The organism is Paraherbaspirillum soli, from assembly GCF_042654985.1.
Classification (GTDB): Bacteria; Pseudomonadota; Gammaproteobacteria; order Burkholderiales; family Burkholderiaceae_D; genus Paraherbaspirillum; species Paraherbaspirillum soli.
The window spans coordinates 42,448-61,342 of sequence record NZ_JBHSMT010000027.1 but is presented as its reverse complement, the minus strand read 5'-3'; the positions used below and the strand labels follow the sequence as shown (position 1 = coordinate 61,342).

Here is an 18,895-nt window from a genome sequence, read left to right as displayed (position 1 = left end):
CTTCGTACGGCTGCGCTTCTTACCCCGACCTTGAGCCGCTCGCTACGGTTTTTCGAGATGCCCAAAAACCTAAGGTAAAACCATGCTGCAAATAGAAATAATCGACTCCGACGGCAACAAAAAGCTGGTGCAAGCCCCGGACGAATGCGTGATCGGCAAAAGCGCGCAAAACGAAATCCGCCTCGATAGCTGGCGCGTCTCGAAAGAACACGCGCGCCTGTTCAATACCCCGTCCGGCGTGCTGGTTGAAGACATGGGCGCGTTCAGCGGCGTCAGCGTCAACGGCGTGCGCATCGACGGCCAGTACGGGCCGCTGACGGAGAACGAAGTGATCGGCATCGGCCCGTTCAAGCTGCGCGTGATCGTGTTGGGCGCCAACTCCGGCATGGTGCAGGCGGCGCATTCGCGCTCGCGTTCGGACACCGCGGCGATCCGCAACCAGATGGCGACCGACGAGCTGAAAGCATCGCGCCAGAATGCCGAGCGCATCCAGCGCCAGGTGCTGGAAGAGCAGGCCGCCGCCGAAGCGTCCGGCGGCGCCAAGCCGGAGCAAGCCCCGGCGGCCGGCTTCGCACTGGTGATCGCGCCCGATCCCAAGCGCAAGGAACTGGAATTCGAATGGCGCAAGCGCATCCACGCCAAGCTGCTGGAAACCATGGACCTGCGGCGGCACGATGTGCACAGCATGAGCGACGAGCTCCTGCGCAAGGAAACCGAGGCCCTGATCCGCCAGATCCTGCGCGAAACCGAACTGGACATCCCGCCGGAACTGGACCGCGACCTGCTGTGCAAGCAAGTGCTGGACGAATCGATCGGCCTGGGGCCGCTGGAAGAATTGCTGGCCGACGACAGCGTCACCGAAGTCATGGTCAACCGCTACGACGAAATCTATGTCGAGCGCTCGGGCCGCCTGCAAAAGCATCCGCTGACGTTTACCGGCGACCGCGCCGTGATGGGCGTGATCGAACGCATTGTCGCGCCGCTCGGACGTCGCATCGACGAATCCTCGCCGATGGTCGACGCCCGCCTGAAAGACGGCTCGCGCGTCAACGCCATCATCCCGCCGCTGGCGCTCAAGGGCGCTTGCCTGACGATCCGTAAATTCTCCAAGCGCAAGCTGAGCGCGCAAGACCTGGTGCAGTTCGGCGCGCTCAGTCCGCCGATGGCGAAGTTCCTGGAAATCTGCGTGGTCTCGCGCAAGAACATCATCGTCTCCGGCGGTACCGGCTCGGGTAAAACCACGCTGCTCAACATCCTGTCCAACTTCATCCCGCCCGGCGAGCGCGTCATCACGGTGGAAGACGCGGCCGAACTCAAGCTGCACCACGAACACCTGATCAGTCTCGAATCGCGTCCCGCCAACGTCGAAGGCAAGGGTGCGGTGCTGATCCGCGAACTGGTCAAGAACACGCTGCGCATGCGGCCGGACCGGATCGTCGTCGGCGAGTGCCGCGGCGCGGAAGCGATGGACATGCTGCAAGCCATGAACACCGGCCATGAAGGCTCGCTGACGACCCTGCACGCCAACACGCCGCGCGACGGCCTGGCGCGGCTGGAAACCATGGTGCTGATGGCCGGCATGGACCTGCCGCTGACCGCGATCCGCGAACAGATTTCATCCGCGGTCGACATCGTTGTGCAGCAGACCCGCTTTGCCTGCGGCACGCGGATGGTCACCAGCATCACCGAATTGACCGGGATGGAAAGCGGCAAGATCCAGATCCAGGAATTGTTCAAGTTCGTCAACCAGGGCTATACCGGGCCGAACAACAAAGTCAGCGGCTACTTCACCGCTTGCGATCTGGTGCCGAGCTTCTACGAGGAACTGCGCGCCACCGGCATCGATCTCGACATGGCCATCTTCAAGCCGTTCGACCAGGCGCAGGGACGCGACTCCCTGCACGCGGCCATTTGACAGGCGGAGCCATGAACAACAACAGCATGCTCACCATCATCACCGTCGTTGTGGCCGTCTCCGCCGGGCTGCTCGGCTGGTTCATCATCGACATGGGCACGGTGACGATGGCCCGCTACCGCGCCAACTTCACCGAGCGCACCAAGTTCCAGGCGCAGGAGTTTTTCCTGTTCATCGATCCGGCCAAACTGTTTGTCGCCAACTTCGCCATCATGGCGCTGGGCGGCTTGCTGGCCTGGATCGTCACCGGCACCGTCGTCATCGCGCTGCCGGTGTTCTTTGCGCTGGCGCTGCTGCCGCGCATCCTGTATGCATGGATGCGCAAGCGCCGCCTGCGCAAATTCGAAGAGCAGCTGCCGGACGCCCTGATGATGCTGTCCGGCGGCATGCGCGCCGGGGTCGGCCTGATTTCCGCGATCCAGCAACTGGTCACCGAAACCCAAGCGCCGCTGGGCCAGGAGTTCGCGCTGATGATTCGCGAGCAGCGGTTGGGCGTGACGCTGGAGCAAAGCCTGAACAACCTGGCGCGCCGCATGCCGACCCAAACCACCACGCTGGTGGTATCGGCCATGCGGATCGCCAACGAAACCGGCGGCGGCCTGGCCGAAACGCTGGAGCGCACCGCCAACACCATCCGCAGCCGTCTGCAAATGGAAGGCAAGATCGGCGCGCTCACCGCCCAGGGCAAATTGCAGGCGTGGGTGGTGGGGCTGCTGCCGATGCTGCTGATGCTGATCCTCAACAAAATGGAACCGGAAGCCATGAGCCTGCTGTGGCATAGCCGCACCGGCTGGGCCACGCTGGCGGTGATCGCCTTCTTTGAGTTCATGGGCGTGTTCGTGATCCGCAAGATCATTGCGATCGACGTCTGACCAGTCCGGGAAAACTTCGATATGACTGAAACCATAAGTAAAAATTTCGCGCTGGTCAGCTTGCTGTTCGCGCTGGCGATCGGCTTGTCGGTGGCGTTGGTGGCTTGGCTGATCAGCCGTGCGGTGGTCGCCGTGCCGGAGGAAGACCGCGCCTACAAAGATCCGCCGCCGCTGGGTTTCCGCCTGATCTGGTGGCCGATTCAAGCAATCGCCTACTACATCGAGCCGCTGGTTTCCGCCAAGACGCACGCGGCGCTGTTGACCCGGCTGCGTAAAGCGGGGCTGGACTTCACCATCAACCCGACCCAGTTCGTCGCCAGCCGCCTGTTCGGCGCGCTGCTGGTGGCGCCGGTGTTCTGGTGGGGGCTGGCCTCGTTCGATCATCCGGCGCCGGGCGCGGACGGTTTCCGCACCAGCCTGTATCTGCAGCTAGCGGCATTCGGCGCCTTGTGCGGCTGGGCTTACCCGGCGATCTGGCTCAGCGACCTGCTCGACACCCGGCGGCGCGAGCTGCTCAAAACCCTGCCGTTCTACCTCGACATCATCACCCTGTGCGTGGAAGCGGGACTCAACATGCAAGGCGCGATGAACCAGGCAGTGGCCAAGGGTCCGAAAGGCGTATTGCGCGAAGAATTCCAGCGCGTGCTGCGCGACATCCGCGCCGGCAAAGGCCGGGCCGACGCCTTGCGCGACATGGCCGACCGCTTGAACGAAATCAGTGTCACCAACTTCACCACCGCCGTGATCCAAGCCGAAAGCATGGGCATGAACCTGGGGCCGGTGCTGCGGGCGCAAGCCGACCAGCGTCGCATCGAACGCTTCCTGCGCGCGGAAAAACTGGCGATGGAAGCGCCGGTAAAAATGCTGTTCCCATTGATCGTCTTTATTTTTCCATGCACGTTCATCGTGCTGTTTTTTCCGATCGTGATGAAATTCACGCATGCAGGACTATGAAAAATTCCATCCACACAGCGACCATGCACACCGGCAGCGGTGAGCACCGGCTAGAACTCAAGCTGGCCGACAATTTTCTGCGGCGCTTCCTGGGCCTGATGATGACCCGGCCGATGCGCATGCAGGCGGACCGGACGCCGGGCATGCTGATCACGCGCTGCCCGAGCGTGCAAACCGCGTTCATGCGCTATGCGATCGACGTCATCTACCTCGACGGCGGCGGCACGGTCACCAAATGCACGCCCAATCTCAAACCCTGGCGTGGCAGCACCAGCTCGGGCACCGATGCGCAAGGACAGCGCTATGCGCGGGCGGCGCACACGCTGGAACTGCCGGCCGGCGCCATCGACAAACTTGCCATCCGCCAGGGCGACCGGCTATGCCATCCGTATTTTGATCGGCAGCAACAGCGCCAGCCCGCCGCAAAAAAAGCCGTGCCGTCCAGCCGCATGCAGCGCGGCGCATCGATGATCGAGTTTGCCGTCGTCGGCCCCGTCATCAGCCTGCTGGGACTGGCGGTACTGCAATACGGCATGCTGTTCTTCGCCAAGAATCAAATGAACCAGGCCAGCTTCATGGCCGCGCGCGCGGGCAGCATGGCCAACGCCAGCCTGTCGTCGGTCAGCAAAGCCTATACCACCGCGCTGATCCCGCTGTACGGCGGCGGGCTGACCACGCAAGAATTGGCGCGCTCCCGGGCGCTGGCCATCTGCGAAACCAGCAAGGACCCGACCGACCTGGCCGCAGCCAAGGCCCTGGCCGGATCGGCGTTTACCGCAGCCGACCAGAAAGCCTGCGAAAAATCGCTGACTGAAGGCGGCGCCTGGATCGAGCTGCTCAACCCCACCAAGCAAAGCTTCGACGACTGGAAGGACGACAGCCTCAAGCAAACGGTCGGCAAGGGCAAGCGCGTCATCCCCAACCGCAACCTGGCCACCAAGGATTCGAGCCAGATCGGCGGCAACTCCGGGCAAAGCATTCAGGACGCCAACCTGATCAAGCTGCGCATCACCCAGGGCTACGCGCCCAAAGTCCCGCTGATGGGCCTGATCTACACCAAATACCTGAAATGGCTGGACACCAAAACCGACCCGGTCTACACGCAGCTGGTCGAGAGCGGCCGCATACCTGTGGTGACCCACGTCACGATGCAAATGCAATCGGACGCGATCGAACCCGATAACCCGGTATCGGCGCCGGGCATGGGCAATGGCGGCGCTCCCAGCAATCCGGGCGACCCGCCGGTCGTCACCACCGATCCGCCGGCCTGCGGCACCATCGGCTGCACGGTGCCGCCGACGCCGGTCGACCCGGGCGGCAATCCCTGCACTGGCGACAACTGCCCGGTCTGTAACGGAGGCAAGTAGCCATGCGCCCAGGCACGACACTGTTCTCCACCCTCATTCTTTTCTCACGGGAGCCTCGCATGACGGCACTCACACAAAAACTATTCGCCACCCTGGCCCTGCTGGGTACTTTGTTGTTAAGCGTCGCGCCGGCGCAAGCGGACCTGCCGCCCGGCTTCGGCGGCGGCGGCGGCAGCAACGCCTGCGACCCGACCAAACAAAGCTGCGCGCCGCAACCGTGCAGCGCGGCCGACCAACTGCTGGGCAAATGCGGCAGCGGCACCAATCCCACCACGCCGCCGGGCGGCGGCACCTGCAGCCCGAGCCCGGGCGGCCAGACCTGCAAAAGCAGTACCCAGCCGGCCAGCCTGGGCAACAGCAGCAACACCAACCAGGGCGCAGGCAACCCGATCAACATCATCAACGGCAATAAATACCAGCAGGAAGTCGATCTACCGGCGCTGCCGGGTGTGCTGGGGTTGGAAATCGTGCGCCACTACAACAGCCAGTACAGCCTGCCGAACGTGCCCAACGGCGCGTTCGGGCGCGGCTGGAAGCTTAGTTACGAGACCGAGCTGTACGTACAAACCGACACGGTGCAGATCGTGCAGGCCGACGGCACCCGCATCATCTTCAACCGCGATGCGCAGCATCCGAGCCTGTGCAGCAGCGCCGACCCGGCCAACGGCCGGCTGCGGATCGACAAGAAGGGCAACGGCAACGAGTACGTCTGGACCTGGCCCAACGGCCGCCAGCTCGATTTCAACAGCGACGGCCAGCTGGTGCAGATCGCGGCGCCCTCCGGCGAATTCGTCAGCCTGACGCGCGACGCCAAAGGCATGCTGCTCAAAGTGACCGACCCGCAAGGGCGCAGCCTGCGGCTGAACTATCTGGACAACCAAAGCGCGCGCGCCGGCGACCGTTTCCGCGGCGCGCAAAGCATAGACAGCCCGGTCGGCCGCTTTGAGTACGCCTATGGCAGCGCGGCGCCCAAGGGCAGCACGCTGGACAAAACGCTGTTGCTGGCCAACTTGGTCAAAGTCACAATCCCGACCAGCTACGCCGCCAACCAGAAAGTCCACGCCTACACCGAGCGCGGCATCAGCAGCAGCACCATCAGCCGCAGCTATCACTACGAAGACCCGCGCTTCCCGACGCTGTTGACCGGCGTCAGTGTCGACGGCAGCGGCAGCGACGGCCAGCAAGTGCATCAACGCCTGAGCACCTGGGGTTACGACCAGAACGGGCGCGGCATCCTGAGCGTCAAGGGCAGCCCGGCGCAATGGCAAAAGGGCGCGGACGGCAAACTGCTGGAACCGAAACGGCTGGTGCCCGGTACCGGGCTGGAGCAAGTCACGTTCGACCGCAGCCCCGTCAACCAGGTGATCCTGACCAACAGCCTGGGCCAGCGAACCAGTTATCGTCATGCGATCATCGGTGGCCAATACCGCTTGCTGGAAGTGCGCGGCGCCGGCTGCGCCAGCTGTGGCCAGAGCAATGTGCGCTACGGCTACGACTTGCTGGGACGGATGACCGAGACCACGCAGCTCGACGACAACGGGCAGCCGGTGGCCGGCGACAAGACCGAGTACGACGCCTACGGCCGAACCGTGCGCAGCGGCCGCATCGCTTACCGCGACGGCAAAGCGCAAGCGGTGCAATGGCTGATCCGTTATGAATATCCGACGCTGGAGGCGAATGCGCCCGAAGCCCAAGCCAGTACTAACCCGACGCTGATCGCCCGCCCCAGCGTGATCCCGGGCCGGGAAGCGGTCACCCGCATCGCCTACAACGCCGCGGGGCAGGTGACGCAGGTCAGCGAGAGCGGCTACGCGCCCGCCCTCGACGGCAAAGATTCCGAGTTGATCGAACGCAGCACCCGCTACGGCTATCGCACGATCAACGGCCGCAGCCTGCTGGCGCGGATCGACGGCCCGCTGGCGCATGGACCGAACAACGACCCGAGCGACTCGGATGTCACCTTGATCGACTACGACCAGCGCGGCAGCTTCGTGACCGCGATCACCACTCCGCAAAACCTGGTGCGCCGCTTTACGCGCGACACCGGCACCGGCCGCTTGACGCGAGCCATAGGTGTCGACGGCATCGCCACCGACTATGCGTACAACACGCAAGGCATGCTCACGCGCACAGCGCGCGCCGGCCAAGTCACCGAGCGACAATACGATGCGCTGGACCAGGTCAGCGCGCTGTCGGACGGCGCCGGACGCGGCATCAGCTTGCGCTACGACGGCGCCGGACGGCCGGTGCGGCTACAAGACGCGCAGGGCTACTTCAGCCAGTTGAGCCTCGACAGCGAAGGGCATATCCAGGTCAGCGGCTTGTACGAGCCGGCGGCGGAGCAAGGCAAGCTGGTGCGGGCGAGCTACCGCAGCTACGACCAGCACAACCGGCTAGCCAGCCAATTGCAGCCGGACGGCCGGCTCGACACCTATGGCTACGATGCGCAAGGCCGAGTGGTACGGCACGTGGACGGCGACGGCGTGCGTCACTTCTCTGCGGACAACCGCGAACAGACTGCGCGTGCCGACATCGACCTGGCTGCAGACGGCATGCTGCGGGTCAATCTGCAATTGGTGCCGCCGACATCCAACAAAGCATCGAGCCAAGCGCAACCTGACATCGTGCGTGACGACTTCGGTCGCATCCTAAAAATCCGGTTGGCCGATTACGGCAACAAGACTGCTCGCTACGACGTGCGTGACCGCATGCTGGAACTGGTGCAAGCCGACGGCAGCCGCATTGCGTACCGCTACGACCTGGCCGGCCGCTTGACCGAAAAAACCACGACCGCCGCCGGCAGCGCAAAAGCCGCCACAGTGAGCATGCGCTATCAAGGCAACCGGCTGATCGAAATCACCGACCCGGTGCAGCGCACCGCCTACAGCTACGACGCCGCCGGCCGCATCGCGCAGACCCGGATCACGCTTGGCGAGTACAGCTACACGCTGGCGACGACCTACGATGCGCGCACCGGCCAGCCGAGCACGCAACGCCTGGCCGATGGCCGGGAAATGCAAATCGAGCGCGACCCGGCGACCCAGGTGGCGCGCAACATCAAATTGCAAGGCGAACGGATGGCCGCGATCGCGCACCGGATCGACCAATTGCCGTCCTGGCTGCACTGGCTCAAGGCTGCATTGCCGCAACAAACGGTGGTGGCCGGGATCGGCTTCCATCCATACAACGGCGTCACCGGTTACGCCCAGGGCAATGGCATTCAAACGGCAAAAGGCTTCGACATTGCCGGCCGCCTGACCTCGGTCAAGATCGGCGCGGATCGCAATAGCATCGCCGACTGGCGCTACGACTACGGCGTCGGCCCGCGCATCCGCGCACTGCAGGCTGCCAATGCCAGCGGCGGCATCGTCAAAACCGGCTACGACTACACCGGCTTCGGCGCGCTGAAACCGTTTGCCGCCGCGCGCAATCCGCGTAATGAACGCGACGCCCTCGGCCGTATCGTGGACGATGGCCATTACCGTTATGGCTACACCCCCGAAGGCCAGATCGAGACGGTGACCGACGCCAAAAGCGGCAAGCCGGTCGCGACCTACCGCTACAACAGCTTCCACCAGCGCGTCGCCAAAACGGTCGGCAGCAGCACCACCTACTACCTGTGGCAGCACAACCGCCTGGTGGCGGAAGTCGACCAGCAAGGCCACATCAGCGCGCAATACCTGTACCTGAGCGAAGACGGCAAGGCGACCCCGGTCGCCAAGCTGGAAAGTGAAGCGGGCAAGGCGGAACGGCTGCTGTACATCCACGCCGACCAGCGCGGCGCGCCGGTGGCGATGACCGATAGCGAGCAAAAGGTGGTGTGGCAAGCCGAGGTGTCGGCATGGGGCGACGCCAAGGTGCAGAGCAAGGACGGCAGCACACTCAACTTGCGCCTGCCGGGCCAGTACTACGACGCCGAGACCGGGCTGCACGATAATTTCCACCGGACATACAACCCGGCGACCGGGCGCTATTTGCAGCCTGATCCGTTGGGGTATGTGGATGGGCCTGATCCTTATTTGTATGTGCAGGGCGATCCGGTTAACAAGATTGATCCGTTGGGCTTGTACCAATCGGATATCCATTACTACATGACGTATTTCCTGGCGATGGCGGCCGGCATGGATGTTAATGATGCACGCGTTATGGCATTGGCGGCCCAATACGTCGACGACAACCCGGACACTGAACCGATGAACCTGTCGGGCGGTCTCGATGATTCCCATCGGGCGCGCTTGCTGTCTTACCATTTCACGATGGTGTCTTCTACGGTCGATTCTGTAACGGGAAGGATCAAGGGAGGTGTTAGCGATTACGGTAGCCCAACCAACAGTACCGACTATATAAACATTCCTGAAAATGACCAGCTAGGAAGGCTATATGCCGCTGTGTCGATGAGTGCGACCGAATCAAACCTGGTCAACAAGCGTTGCACAAAGCTGCAATTCATGGGGGAATATTTGCACGCATTCGAAGACACGTTTGCTCATCGTGACTCGAACAATCATCCGTTTGCACTCGATGTTGGGTTGGGGCATGGCGGTTACGGCAGTAATCCTGACTACACTTATAACCATAAGGCGCCTTTGCCATTCCCCGGAGCGTTTAACTGGAATCACAACGAAGAGCGTACGCTGGAAGCGGAAAAGGAAGTGTTCAACAAACTCACTGGTTTAGGGGATCCATCCAAGGCACAGAAATGGAGCGACATTGAGCAGAAGCTAAAGGATTACAACGCAATTCCTGAACATGAAGGGCATGGTTTCGAGCCTAAAAATCCATCAACTAGCACGAAGATTCAGATGTTGCAGAGTATTTTGCAGAGCTGGGATACGACACGTCCTGATCTAAAGGACATTAATTTATCTGATCCAAATAAACCAAACTTCATGGGATATCTAGCCTCGAAGGGCGAAGAAAATCGCATGCAATATCTCTGTGATAAGGATGGCAAGCCGTTGAGTCAGACCTTGTATGCCGGTACGATCTTGCCTACTGAGCTTGAGTGTAAAAAATAGGAGCAGCCATGAATAAATTACTCGTTTTGCTTGGTGTTTTAGGAGTAGTAAGCATGCATGGTATGGCGCAGGAATGTAAATCCATCTATCAATTAGAAAACCATGCTTCGCGTACAGGGTATGTCAGTACTACGGGAAAGCACTGCCTGACCTACGACATTGTTCAATCACGTGTCTTTGATATCCATGCGGGGGGGGATAAAACACTTTCCACTGCCCTTATGGAAATTAGCTATCCGGATGAATACTTGGATCGATCAAAACATAAATTTGTTCGTAATTCACCATGGGTAGAAGGCAGCAATTTTGATATAGACCTGCAAGGACATTTGCTAAAGAGCGATGAAGAAAATTCAATTGGTGTGCGAGCCTTGGGCGGGATTCGTCATGTCCTTGTGCGAAATGGTACGGTCGTTGTTCCTGGTGCACGCAGCTCATTGGGCGTGAGTCTTCAAAACGGAGACGGTGATCTGAGAATTGCAGGCCTCCCATCGTATGCCAATCGGAAGAGTGTTAGCTATGCAGATTACGAAGACCTGCCCGCCTCCGAAGCACTAGATAAAAAAGCCCCCAGCTACCAGCCAACCGGCAACCTGGTCGAACACGTGACGATCCATGCCGGCTGGCGCGGCGTCGTCATGGCTGGCGGCGGCAACGTGCTGCGCGACAGCACTATCGACGTCGATGGTCACACGGCCGTGTATATGTACGGCCCCGGCAGCATCATCGAGAACAACACCATCATCATTCACGGCAAGGGCGACGCCAAGCCGTTCGATGCGGCAATCAAGTTACGCGATGCGCACGGCGCGGTGGTGCGCAACAACCGGATCATTTATAAAGGCGGATGGTTTGGCAAAGCGCCGGCCGCGGTCAACCTGCTCGATTCCACCGATGTGCAAATCGAAGGCAATACTGTAGAAAATTTCGACAAGCTGGTGCGCGTCAATGGGGAGAGCAAATATGCGGAAAAAGGCAATTCGCTGAAATGAGACAAGCCGCGATATAGGCCTGTGTCATTAGCCGAGAAATCAAATGAATCGTCGGACCTTATTGCAACTAGGCTTGGGCGCAGCACTGGGCCAACTGGCGTCCAGGGCGTCAGCCCAGACCGATCTGCTGAACGGCTTGAATCCCAATATTTGGCCGGGCCAGAAGCGTGTGGATTACAACACAGCGCAGTCGCCGTTGATCGAATGGGAAGAAGTCAAGGACGAGTCTGTCAAGCGCAGTCAGCCGGAAAAAAGGAGGATGCTGGGATTTATCGAGGGCATGGCGACCGAGACGGTGCTGCCGGTACTGATGCCTATCGGCCTGGGCGTACAACCGCGGCCGTGGGAGGGGCGCGACGAGACGGAAAAGAGCGTGCCGACGTTTCCGCGTTCGGGCTTGTACATGGGCTTTCGGCAAGCCGTAGGGATGTTGCCTCTTCCACGCCGTGGTCAAAGACCGGACGGATCACCAATACCTCGTCACGCATATTTTGATCTTATGGACTTGGACAGTCACGACCGAATAGCGGCCCCGGCTTGCCTGCTTAAACTGGACCATCGAAAGATCCGTCTGATTACCGATAGCCGCACCTATCATCCGGATCCAGAACTGTGGCACGTCTATTCGTATCAGCGCGGGATCAGCTCCGTCGATGTCGAGCATCCGGAAAGTCGTGTGCCGAAATATTATTTGCGCCCGCCAGTTCCGGCCTGCAGCTACAGCTCGCCTGTTCAGTCAATTGTTTCGATTGATTTCATCATGCGCTTCAACACCGGCCCGGTGATCCCGACCCGCTTCCGGATGGCACTGCCGCCACTGGAATACGCCGGCAAGTCGCTGCCGATGCCGACCGTGTATTTCGAGCCATATAACATGCGCACCGACGATTGGGTCAAGTAACGTATCTCGGGCACCCGGATGGATCGTAGAAACCTGGTTTGGCTAAAGAATCAGGTTTTTTTTATAACAAAACACCTTACATCATCATGCGTACTCAACTACATCAATTCTTAAAAGTGGCCGTCATGGTCAGCGCGTTGTTATCGCTGACCGGGTGTGAGTCCATTGCACGATTCATCTTTAACGATGGGAGCGGCCTGCGCAATTTGCAGTCGGAAAATTCGAAGTTCTAAATCAGAACTTCATTCACATTAAAGGCAAATTGCAATGCGACACCTGCTATTGACATTGTTGTGCATGGCTGGCGCATCCCATATTTCAGCGTGGGCTTCCGATACGTACAAATGCCATGTCAATTCTTGCGCGTCTGGAGACGGGCCATGCGTAGTCGCACGGATGATTGACCCTGACACGACCACCGAAATAACGGAAGACGCGCAAGGCGTGAATATCACCTTATGTGAGCCTGTCAGGGGAAGGAACATTTCAGCAGAAGGTGCTTGCGAGGCATATCGTACCGACCAGGTTGAAGTTCGAAATATCTGTGGAAGGGGCGGCCGTCGTTTCAACAAGGGGGAAGAGGGCTATTGTGGAGCGCATCAAAAATACTACATCTTCGGCTCTCAGAAAGATTTTCAAATATTCACCCATGCAAACTCAGAACCGAACCAGTTTACTTTTTAATATGGGGAGCGGAGTGATACTTTTTGGCAGCTGCGACATCGCCAAATGAGTAGGCCTTTGCAAGGCTGCTTGATATTTAGCCTGTTAGCCACCGCCTTTCCAATGGAGGCTGAAGAAATCGCATTTACTCCAGCTTTCGTTTTTCGAGAGTTCATTCTCAAGAACCCTCAAGCTGATCAGCGCTCGCAGGCTGATGCTGCAAAGTCTGAGCCAACGCATTCGTCAGCCGACGCGCAGAACGACTCCGACAGCGGGTGTGCCGTATTGCGCTGGGATAAAGCGAGTTTTAACAAGCCCTACATCGCTATTAGAAAGCCGGGTCGCTATTGCCTGGACCAGGACTATGATTTTTCCTGTTCACCTTGGACTCATGGATGCGGCGGAAATTTTATTGATATTGAAGCGGATGATGTTGACGTGGACTTGCGCGGACATACGCTCAGCACGAGCGGTACGCGAGGGTATGCAGGCATAAAAGGACACGGAAAGAATATCCGTATTCACCATGGGACGATGAAAGGTGTAGGTACGGGAATCAAGCTGGCTCAGCGCAGTACAAATTGGCAAATGGCTCCTGTTTATTCCTATCCGGCTTATCCAACCCTGCCGATTGCTCAATTTACAGAAACCCGATTCGTCATTGAAAACGTTAATTTCATTGATGTTTATAGCCCGATTCTTCTGTCTGGCGCAGGTAATGTGATCCGCAACAATCAGATTGGAGCGATTCTCGACAATCGCTTCGATGAAGATGGTGCGCCGAAATTTGCAGGTGAGGACGAGCCCAAAGTTTCGGTCTTGAATTCCGGTCCCAAGGCACTCATTGAATACAACACAATTAGCCAGAAAACCGACAATCATGGCATCGCCGCCTACACGCTCTATCTTCGCAACGGCGATGGATCAATCGTTCGCAACAATCGCATCCGTGTTGACGGCAGCACGGACAAGACGATTGCGGTTGGATTGAGTAACAGCCGCAATGTCCTCGTGCAGGACAACATCTTTGCGAAAGCGGAAACGCCGATTGAAATCAAAGATGGCAGAACGGCCAAGGAAAGCGGGAACAAAGTTAATTCCTCGTTCTCGTTGTGGTAACTGATTCTTACGGAGCATCTAAAAATCACAGTGCGGTAAAGCATCGCCGTGCTTGAATACAAGGATAGGATCGTAGGTCGGAAAAGCGCAGCGCCTTCCGACATCCGGCGCACCACCAAGGAAAGCCAAGGGCTTGATCGATGACAAAAGCGCCGAGTTGATCTAACGCTGGTACAACGACAGCCATTTCACAAGCCTGCCAGGCACCGCCGGAACGCTAACCAACCTCGGACGTCATCACTTCTCGCTGCCGTATTGATTGGACCGACCTGGCAACCTTGTCAGGTCGCTTCGCCCTCCAGGCGCCGCAAGCCCGCCAATCGCTTGGTTATAGCGCTTATGCATAAACGCAATTGGTAATTACTATTTTATAGTTAACAACTATTGAGCGTAGATTTACCCTCGCGCAATATCGCGCATATCAACGAGGGGTAATCAAACATGCATCTACCAAGAGGTTTCGCGGTTTCGCAGTTGAGCGTACTCGGATTGGCCACATTGCTGGCAAGCGGCGTCAGCGCACAAACATTAACCCGCGATAACGGCTCGCCGGTCGGCGACAACCAGAATTCGCAAACCGCCGGGGCGCGCGGTCCGGTCTTGCTGCAAGACACGCAATTGATTGAAAAACTCCAGCGCTTCGACCGCGAGCGCATTCCGGAACGGGTGGTGCATGCGCGCGGCACCGGCGCCTTTGGCGAGTTTGTCGCAAGCGAAAACTTGTCGGGCCTGACGCGCGCCAGCCTGTTTGCGGCGGCCGGCAAAAAGACCCCGGTCTTTGTCCGTTTTTCTACCGTGGTGCACCCCTCAGGATCGCCGGAAACCTTGCGCGATCCGCACGGCTTTGCCACCAAGTTTTATACCGACCAAGGCAACTGGGACCTGGTCGGCAACAACTTGCCGATCTTCTTTATCCGCGACGCCATCAAGTTCCCGGACATGGTGCATGCGTTCAAACCGTCGCCGGTCGGCAATGTGCAGGACCCCAATCGTTATTTCGACTTCTTCAGCCACGTGCCGGAAGGCACTCATATGCTGACGCGGGTGTATTCCGACCAAGGGATTCCAGCGTCGTATCGGATGATGGACGGCAACGGCGTGCACGCCTACAAGATGGTCAACAGCCATGACGAAGTGCGTTACGTGAAATTTCATTGGAAAAGCCGGCAAGGCGAAAAAAACCTGACCCGCGCCGAAGCCGCCAAAGTGCAGGCCGAGGACTTCAACAATCTGACCAACGATCTGTACGCGGCGATCAGGCGCGGCGATTTTCCGAAATGGGATTTGTACCTGCAAATCATGAAGCCGGAAGACCTCGACAAGTTCCCATTCGATCCGCTGGACGCGACCAAGGTCTGGCCCGGCATCGCCGAAACCAAGGTCGGCACCATGACCTTGAACAAGGTCCCGGATAACTTCTTCGAGACCACCGAGATGGTGGCAATGGCGCCGTCGCACCTGGTGCCCGGGATCGAACCGTCGGAAGACCGGATGCTGCAGGGGCGCTTGTTCTCGTATGCCGATACCCAGTTGCACCGGCTCGGCGCCAATCACCAGCTGATGCCGATCAACCAGCCGCTGGTCAAGGTCGACAACTACAATTCGAACGGCGCCGGCAATCCCGGCAAGCGCACCGGCGATGTCAATTACCAGCCGTCGCGGCAAGCCGGCAGCGCGGTGGACGACAGCCAGCACAAGTATGTAGCAACGCCGTTGGCCGGCAACACGCAACAGGCGGCGATCGCCAAAACCGACAATTTCACGCAAGCGGGCAGTTTCTATCGTTCGCTGTCCAAACAGCATCGTGAAAACCTGATCGGCAATCTGGCCGCCGATCTGGGCCAGGTGAAGAATGCAGAAATCCGGCAAATCATGCTCAGCCATTTCTACAAAGCCGATACCGAATACGGCACCCGCCTGACGGCTGCGGTCAAAGGCGATTTGACGGATGTCCAGCAGCGCGCCAAAGCGCTGGTGGATTAAGCCCGACGGTAGCGCCGCTGCTGGCGACCTGCGTGAAAAAAGGGGCAAGCCGCAGCAACTGCGGCTTGCCCCTCTGAATAGCGAATCAGTTGTTAGCGCTGCGCTTTTTCGAGAGCCACGGCAACGGGCTTCTTGCCCGCCAGGGAAACGTCCTGCCGGGCAGCTTCCTCATCCAACGCGCCTTCCCATTTGGCGATCACAGAAGTCGCGATGCCGTTGCCGACCACGTTGGTGGCGGTGCGTCCCATGTCGAGGAATTGGTCGATGCCGATGATCAACAGGATGCCGGCTTCCGGCAGGTGGAACATCGGCAGGATGGCCGCCACCACCACCAGCGAACCGCGCGGCACCCCGGCCATGCCTTTGCTGCTGATCATCAACACCAGCAACATCGTCAGTTGCTGCGCAAACGACATTTCAATGTTGTAGGCCTGAGCCACGAACAATGCGGCGAACGCCTGGTACATCATCGAACCGTCCAGATTGAACGAATAGCCGAGCGGCAGCACGAAGCCGGTAATCTTGTTGTTGATGCCGAATTTTTCCAGCTGCTCCATCGTCTTCGGATAGGCGGCTTCGCTGCTGGCGGTTGAAAATGCCAGCATGATCGGCTCTTTCAGCAGCTTCAACAAGGTGAAGATCGAGCCGCGCAGGAACATATAACCGATGCCGATCAGCACCGCCCACAGCGTCGCCAGCCCGGCGTAAAAGCCGCCGAGAAACTTGGCGTAAGTGGTCAGCACGCCGAAGCCCTGCACCGTGATCACCGCGGCGATCGAGGCAAACACGCCGAGCGGCGCAAACTTCATCACGTAATCGGTGACCTTCAACATCACGTGCACCAAGCCGTCCAGCGCGGTGGTCAAGGTTTTGGCGGTTTCGCCTTTGATCGAAGCCAGGCCAAAACCAAAGAACAGCGAGAACACCAGGATCTGCAGGATTTCGTTTTTCGCCATGGCGTCGACGAAGCTGCTAGGGAACACGTGCGTGATGAAGTCTTTCAGATGAAAACCGCTGGTATTCAACTGGACTTCAGCGCCGACTGCCGGCAGCGGCAGGTTGAGCGAGTGGCCGACCTGCAGCACGTTGACGAACAACATGCCCAGCGTCAGCGAAACCAGGGAAGCAATCACAAACCAGCCCAAGGCGCGAATGCCGATGCGGCCGACCGAGCTGCTGTCTTTCATGCCGGCGATGCCGGTCACCAAGGTGCCGAACACCAGCGGCGCGATGATCATCTTGATCAAGCGCAAAAACACATCGGTGATGATGGAGAAATACGCCGCGATATCCTTCGCCGCCTGCGCATCCGCCGCGTTCTCGTGGCAAATATAGCCGACCACTATCCCGAGCAACATTCCGACCAGAATCCAGGTCGTTCCCTTGATTTTTTTCATTCGTTTCTCCCCGCCTTCATATAAAAATATTTCCGATGCGCAACCATAAATATTGCCGAGTTGCAATAGGGTTAGTGCATAGGTTCTAATCACTGGCGCGCATTTTATCCGAGTGCGTGCCGCCTGTACTTTTCGGTTGGATTTCAAATGACATTTAGTAACTATGGAGGGCTGGGCGTCGCAGTTTTACAACTAAAAATTGCTGTCTTTGCGGGTTGTTGTTGCGGCGGGTTTGTTGCCGCATTGCTAAAGAAGGTCTATAGTCGCTTTCGTCCCCGAAAAAGAAGGGACCTTGCTTCGCAGCTTGACTACTGTTACTACGCGGACCGCGTCATGCGGCTATGCGTACGCATCTATCTCCGTCCTCTATGGGCGGTGATAGTGGGGAGCCTTCGGGCTGCCGGTGGTGCGTAAAGTAACAGGCCGGTCTGCGAACCTTACTACTCGCCGCCCTCCCGTTTTGGCACAGCGCGGCTCAATCCCCCTCAATCACAAAGGAGCCCGTATGACCTTCGCTATCACGCCTGACAACAAACTGATTTTTCCCCCAACCGACCACCTCCATGAAGCCGCCGAATGCGCCCGTCTCGGCATGTTCTGCCTGGAAGAGGTGCTGCGTCTGCTGCGACCGCTGCGCGAGATCAACAAAGACAACGCGATGACGCATGACTTGGTGCAGGCCATCATCGACCTGGCCGATGACAGGCACAACCTGTTCGATGTGATGCGTGCGCGATTTGAGGAGGAAGAGAAAGCGCCCAAGAAGTAGGGCGGATGAGCGCAGCGTTATCCGCCGCCGCATGTGGTCGACGCATCCAAAACGGCGGAAGACGCTGCGCTTATCTCGCAATCACAGTACAGGTCATGCCGGCCGCCAGCGTGACGCCAGCCGGCACGTGGTCGATATGAATCCGCACCGGCACCCGCTGCGCCAGCCGCACCCAGTTGAAGCTGGGATTGACGTTGGCCAGCAAGCCGCTGCCGGTCGGGTTGTCGCGGTCGGTGATGCCGCGCGAAATGCTGTCGATATGGCCGCTCAATAGTTGCTCGCCGCCGAGCAGGCGGATCTCCACCGCGCCGCCGGTTTTCAACAACGGCAGCTTGGTTTCCTCGAAATAGCCGTAGACCCAGAACGATTTGGCGTCGATCAGCGCCAGCTTGGCGACGCCGGCCTGGGCGAAGTCGCCGGCGTGGATGTTCAGGTTGGAGACCCAGCCGTCGACTTGGGCGCGCACTTCGGTGCGCTGCAAATTGAGCTGGGCGGCATCGCGCGCGGCCAGCGCTTCCTGGTACACGGCTTGCGCGGCGGTGGCGTCGGCGCTGGCGTTCTCGCGGTTTTCGCTGGAGATGACATCGCTGTCGAGCTTGGCGCGGCGGGCGGCATCGCTGCGCTTCATGTTGAGCGCGGCCTTGCGTTGCGCGACCAGCGCATCGGCCTGGGCCAGCGCAATCCGATAGCGGGCCGGATCGATTTTCATCAGCAGTTGGCCCTTGTGCACGTAGGCATTGTCGTGCACCGGCACCTCGACCACCAGGCCGGAAACATCGGCCGCGACGTCGATCACATCGGCGCGCACCCGGCCGTCGCGGGTCCAGGGCGAGTTCATGTAGCGATTCCAGAGCGTGTCGCCAAGCAGCAAGGCGGCCGCCACGACCAGCGAGGTGAGAGCGATGCCTGACAGGGTTTTGGGCGAAACCAAACTTTTCATAGTGA

Annotated in this window: 13 protein-coding genes; 11 read left to right on the top strand and 2 right to left on the bottom strand. The window is 59.2% G+C overall.

Translation table 11 applies throughout. The features are described from left to right. Positions 1-82: 82 nt before the first annotated feature. From ACFPM8_RS16000 to ACFPM8_RS15955, 10 genes are all read left to right on the top strand, one after another. Positions 83-1,915 carry an ATPase, T2SS/T4P/T4SS family gene (locus ACFPM8_RS16000; RefSeq protein ID WP_378998781.1) on the top strand — a complete coding sequence of 611 codons (1,833 nt, stop codon included), beginning with the start codon at positions 83-85 and terminating at the stop codon, positions 1,913-1,915. An 11-nt stretch (positions 1,916-1,926) separates the two neighbouring features. After that, positions 1,927-2,787, top strand: coding sequence for a type II secretion system F family protein (locus ACFPM8_RS15995; RefSeq protein ID WP_378998779.1), 861 nt, complete (start codon positions 1,927-1,929; stop codon positions 2,785-2,787). Between the two features lie 21 nt (positions 2,788-2,808). Further along, positions 2,809-3,741, top strand: coding sequence for a type II secretion system F family protein (locus ACFPM8_RS15990; protein ID WP_378998777.1), 933 nt, complete (start codon positions 2,809-2,811; stop codon positions 3,739-3,741). Further along, positions 3,738-5,108 carry a DUF192 domain-containing protein gene (locus ACFPM8_RS15985; protein ID WP_378998776.1) on the top strand — a complete coding sequence of 457 codons (1,371 nt, stop codon included), beginning with the start codon at positions 3,738-3,740 and terminating at the stop codon, positions 5,106-5,108. Before ACFPM8_RS15990 ends, ACFPM8_RS15985 begins: the two co-directional genes overlap by 4 nt. A 59-nt stretch (positions 5,109-5,167) precedes the next feature. Beyond that, positions 5,168-10,126, top strand: a complete 4,959-nt coding sequence (locus ACFPM8_RS15980) for a DUF6765 family protein (RefSeq protein WP_378998774.1) — start codon at positions 5,168-5,170, stop codon at positions 10,124-10,126. 8 nt (positions 10,127-10,134) lie between these two features. Continuing rightward, positions 10,135-11,118 (top strand): right-handed parallel beta-helix repeat-containing protein, encoded by a 984-nt coding sequence (locus tag ACFPM8_RS15975; protein WP_378998772.1) that lies wholly within the window; start codon positions 10,135-10,137, stop codon positions 11,116-11,118. 43 nt (positions 11,119-11,161) lie between these two features. Further along, on the top strand, positions 11,162-12,019 hold the full coding sequence (locus tag ACFPM8_RS15970) for a hypothetical protein (protein WP_378998770.1): 858 nt from the start codon (positions 11,162-11,164) through the stop codon (positions 12,017-12,019). A 396-nt stretch (positions 12,020-12,415) separates the two neighbouring features. Continuing rightward, positions 12,416-12,703, top strand: coding sequence for a hypothetical protein (locus ACFPM8_RS15965; RefSeq protein WP_378998769.1), 288 nt, complete (start codon positions 12,416-12,418; stop codon positions 12,701-12,703). A 57-nt stretch (positions 12,704-12,760) separates the two neighbouring features. Then, positions 12,761-13,801, top strand: a complete 1,041-nt coding sequence (locus ACFPM8_RS15960; RefSeq protein ID WP_378998768.1) for a right-handed parallel beta-helix repeat-containing protein — start codon at positions 12,761-12,763, stop codon at positions 13,799-13,801. A 441-nt stretch (positions 13,802-14,242) separates the two neighbouring features. Next, the gene (locus tag ACFPM8_RS15955; protein ID WP_378998766.1) at positions 14,243-15,784 is read left to right on the top strand and encodes a catalase; all 1,542 of its coding nucleotides are present in this window, start codon (positions 14,243-14,245) and stop codon (positions 15,782-15,784) included. Positions 15,785-15,876: 92 nt separating this feature from the next. Here ACFPM8_RS15955 and ACFPM8_RS15950 read toward each other — a convergent pair whose 3' ends face one another. After that, positions 15,877-17,181 carry a dicarboxylate/amino acid:cation symporter gene (locus tag ACFPM8_RS15950; protein WP_378998764.1) on the bottom strand — a complete coding sequence of 435 codons (1,305 nt, stop codon included), beginning with the start codon at positions 17,179-17,181 and terminating at the stop codon, positions 15,877-15,879. A 505-nt stretch (positions 17,182-17,686) separates the two neighbouring features. On the opposite strand from ACFPM8_RS15950, the gene ACFPM8_RS15945 reads away from it, so the two are divergent. After that, positions 17,687-17,950 (top strand): hypothetical protein, encoded by a 264-nt coding sequence (locus ACFPM8_RS15945; protein ID WP_378998762.1) that lies wholly within the window; start codon positions 17,687-17,689, stop codon positions 17,948-17,950. A 70-nt stretch (positions 17,951-18,020) separates the two neighbouring features. Here ACFPM8_RS15945 and ACFPM8_RS15940 read toward each other — a convergent pair whose 3' ends face one another. Then, the gene (locus tag ACFPM8_RS15940; protein ID WP_378998761.1) at positions 18,021-18,890 is read right to left on the bottom strand and encodes an efflux RND transporter periplasmic adaptor subunit; all 870 of its coding nucleotides are present in this window, start codon (positions 18,888-18,890) and stop codon (positions 18,021-18,023) included. Between the last annotated feature and the right edge of the window lie 5 nt (positions 18,891-18,895).

Bases quoted from the DNA above. Each gene is read 5' to 3' on its own strand.
- ACFPM8_RS15965 (WP_378998769.1), top strand. From the start codon at position 12,416: ATGATTGACCCTGACACGACCACCGAAATAACGGAAGACGCGCAAGGC.
- ACFPM8_RS15955 (WP_378998766.1), top strand. From the start codon at position 14,243: ATGCATCTACCAAGAGGTTTCGCGGTTTCGCAGTTGAGCGTACTCGGA.
- ACFPM8_RS15970 (WP_378998770.1), top strand. From the start codon at position 11,162: ATGAATCGTCGGACCTTATTGCAACTAGGCTTGGGCGCAGCACTGGGC.
- ACFPM8_RS15995 (WP_378998779.1), top strand. From the start codon at position 1,927: ATGAACAACAACAGCATGCTCACCATCATCACCGTCGTTGTGGCCGTC.
- ACFPM8_RS15990 (WP_378998777.1), top strand. From the start codon at position 2,809: ATGACTGAAACCATAAGTAAAAATTTCGCGCTGGTCAGCTTGCTGTTC.
- ACFPM8_RS15980 (WP_378998774.1), top strand. From the start codon at position 5,168: ATGACGGCACTCACACAAAAACTATTCGCCACCCTGGCCCTGCTGGGT.
- ACFPM8_RS15985 (WP_378998776.1), top strand. From the start codon at position 3,738: ATGAAAAATTCCATCCACACAGCGACCATGCACACCGGCAGCGGTGAG.
- ACFPM8_RS15975 (WP_378998772.1), top strand. From the start codon at position 10,135: ATGAATAAATTACTCGTTTTGCTTGGTGTTTTAGGAGTAGTAAGCATG.
- ACFPM8_RS15945 (WP_378998762.1), top strand. From the start codon at position 17,687: ATGACCTTCGCTATCACGCCTGACAACAAACTGATTTTTCCCCCAACC.
- ACFPM8_RS16000 (WP_378998781.1), top strand. From the start codon at position 83: ATGCTGCAAATAGAAATAATCGACTCCGACGGCAACAAAAAGCTGGTG.
- ACFPM8_RS15950 (WP_378998764.1), bottom strand. From the start codon at position 17,181: ATGAAAAAAATCAAGGGAACGACCTGGATTCTGGTCGGAATGTTGCTC.
- ACFPM8_RS15940 (WP_378998761.1), bottom strand. From the start codon at position 18,890: ATGAAAAGTTTGGTTTCGCCCAAAACCCTGTCAGGCATCGCTCTCACC.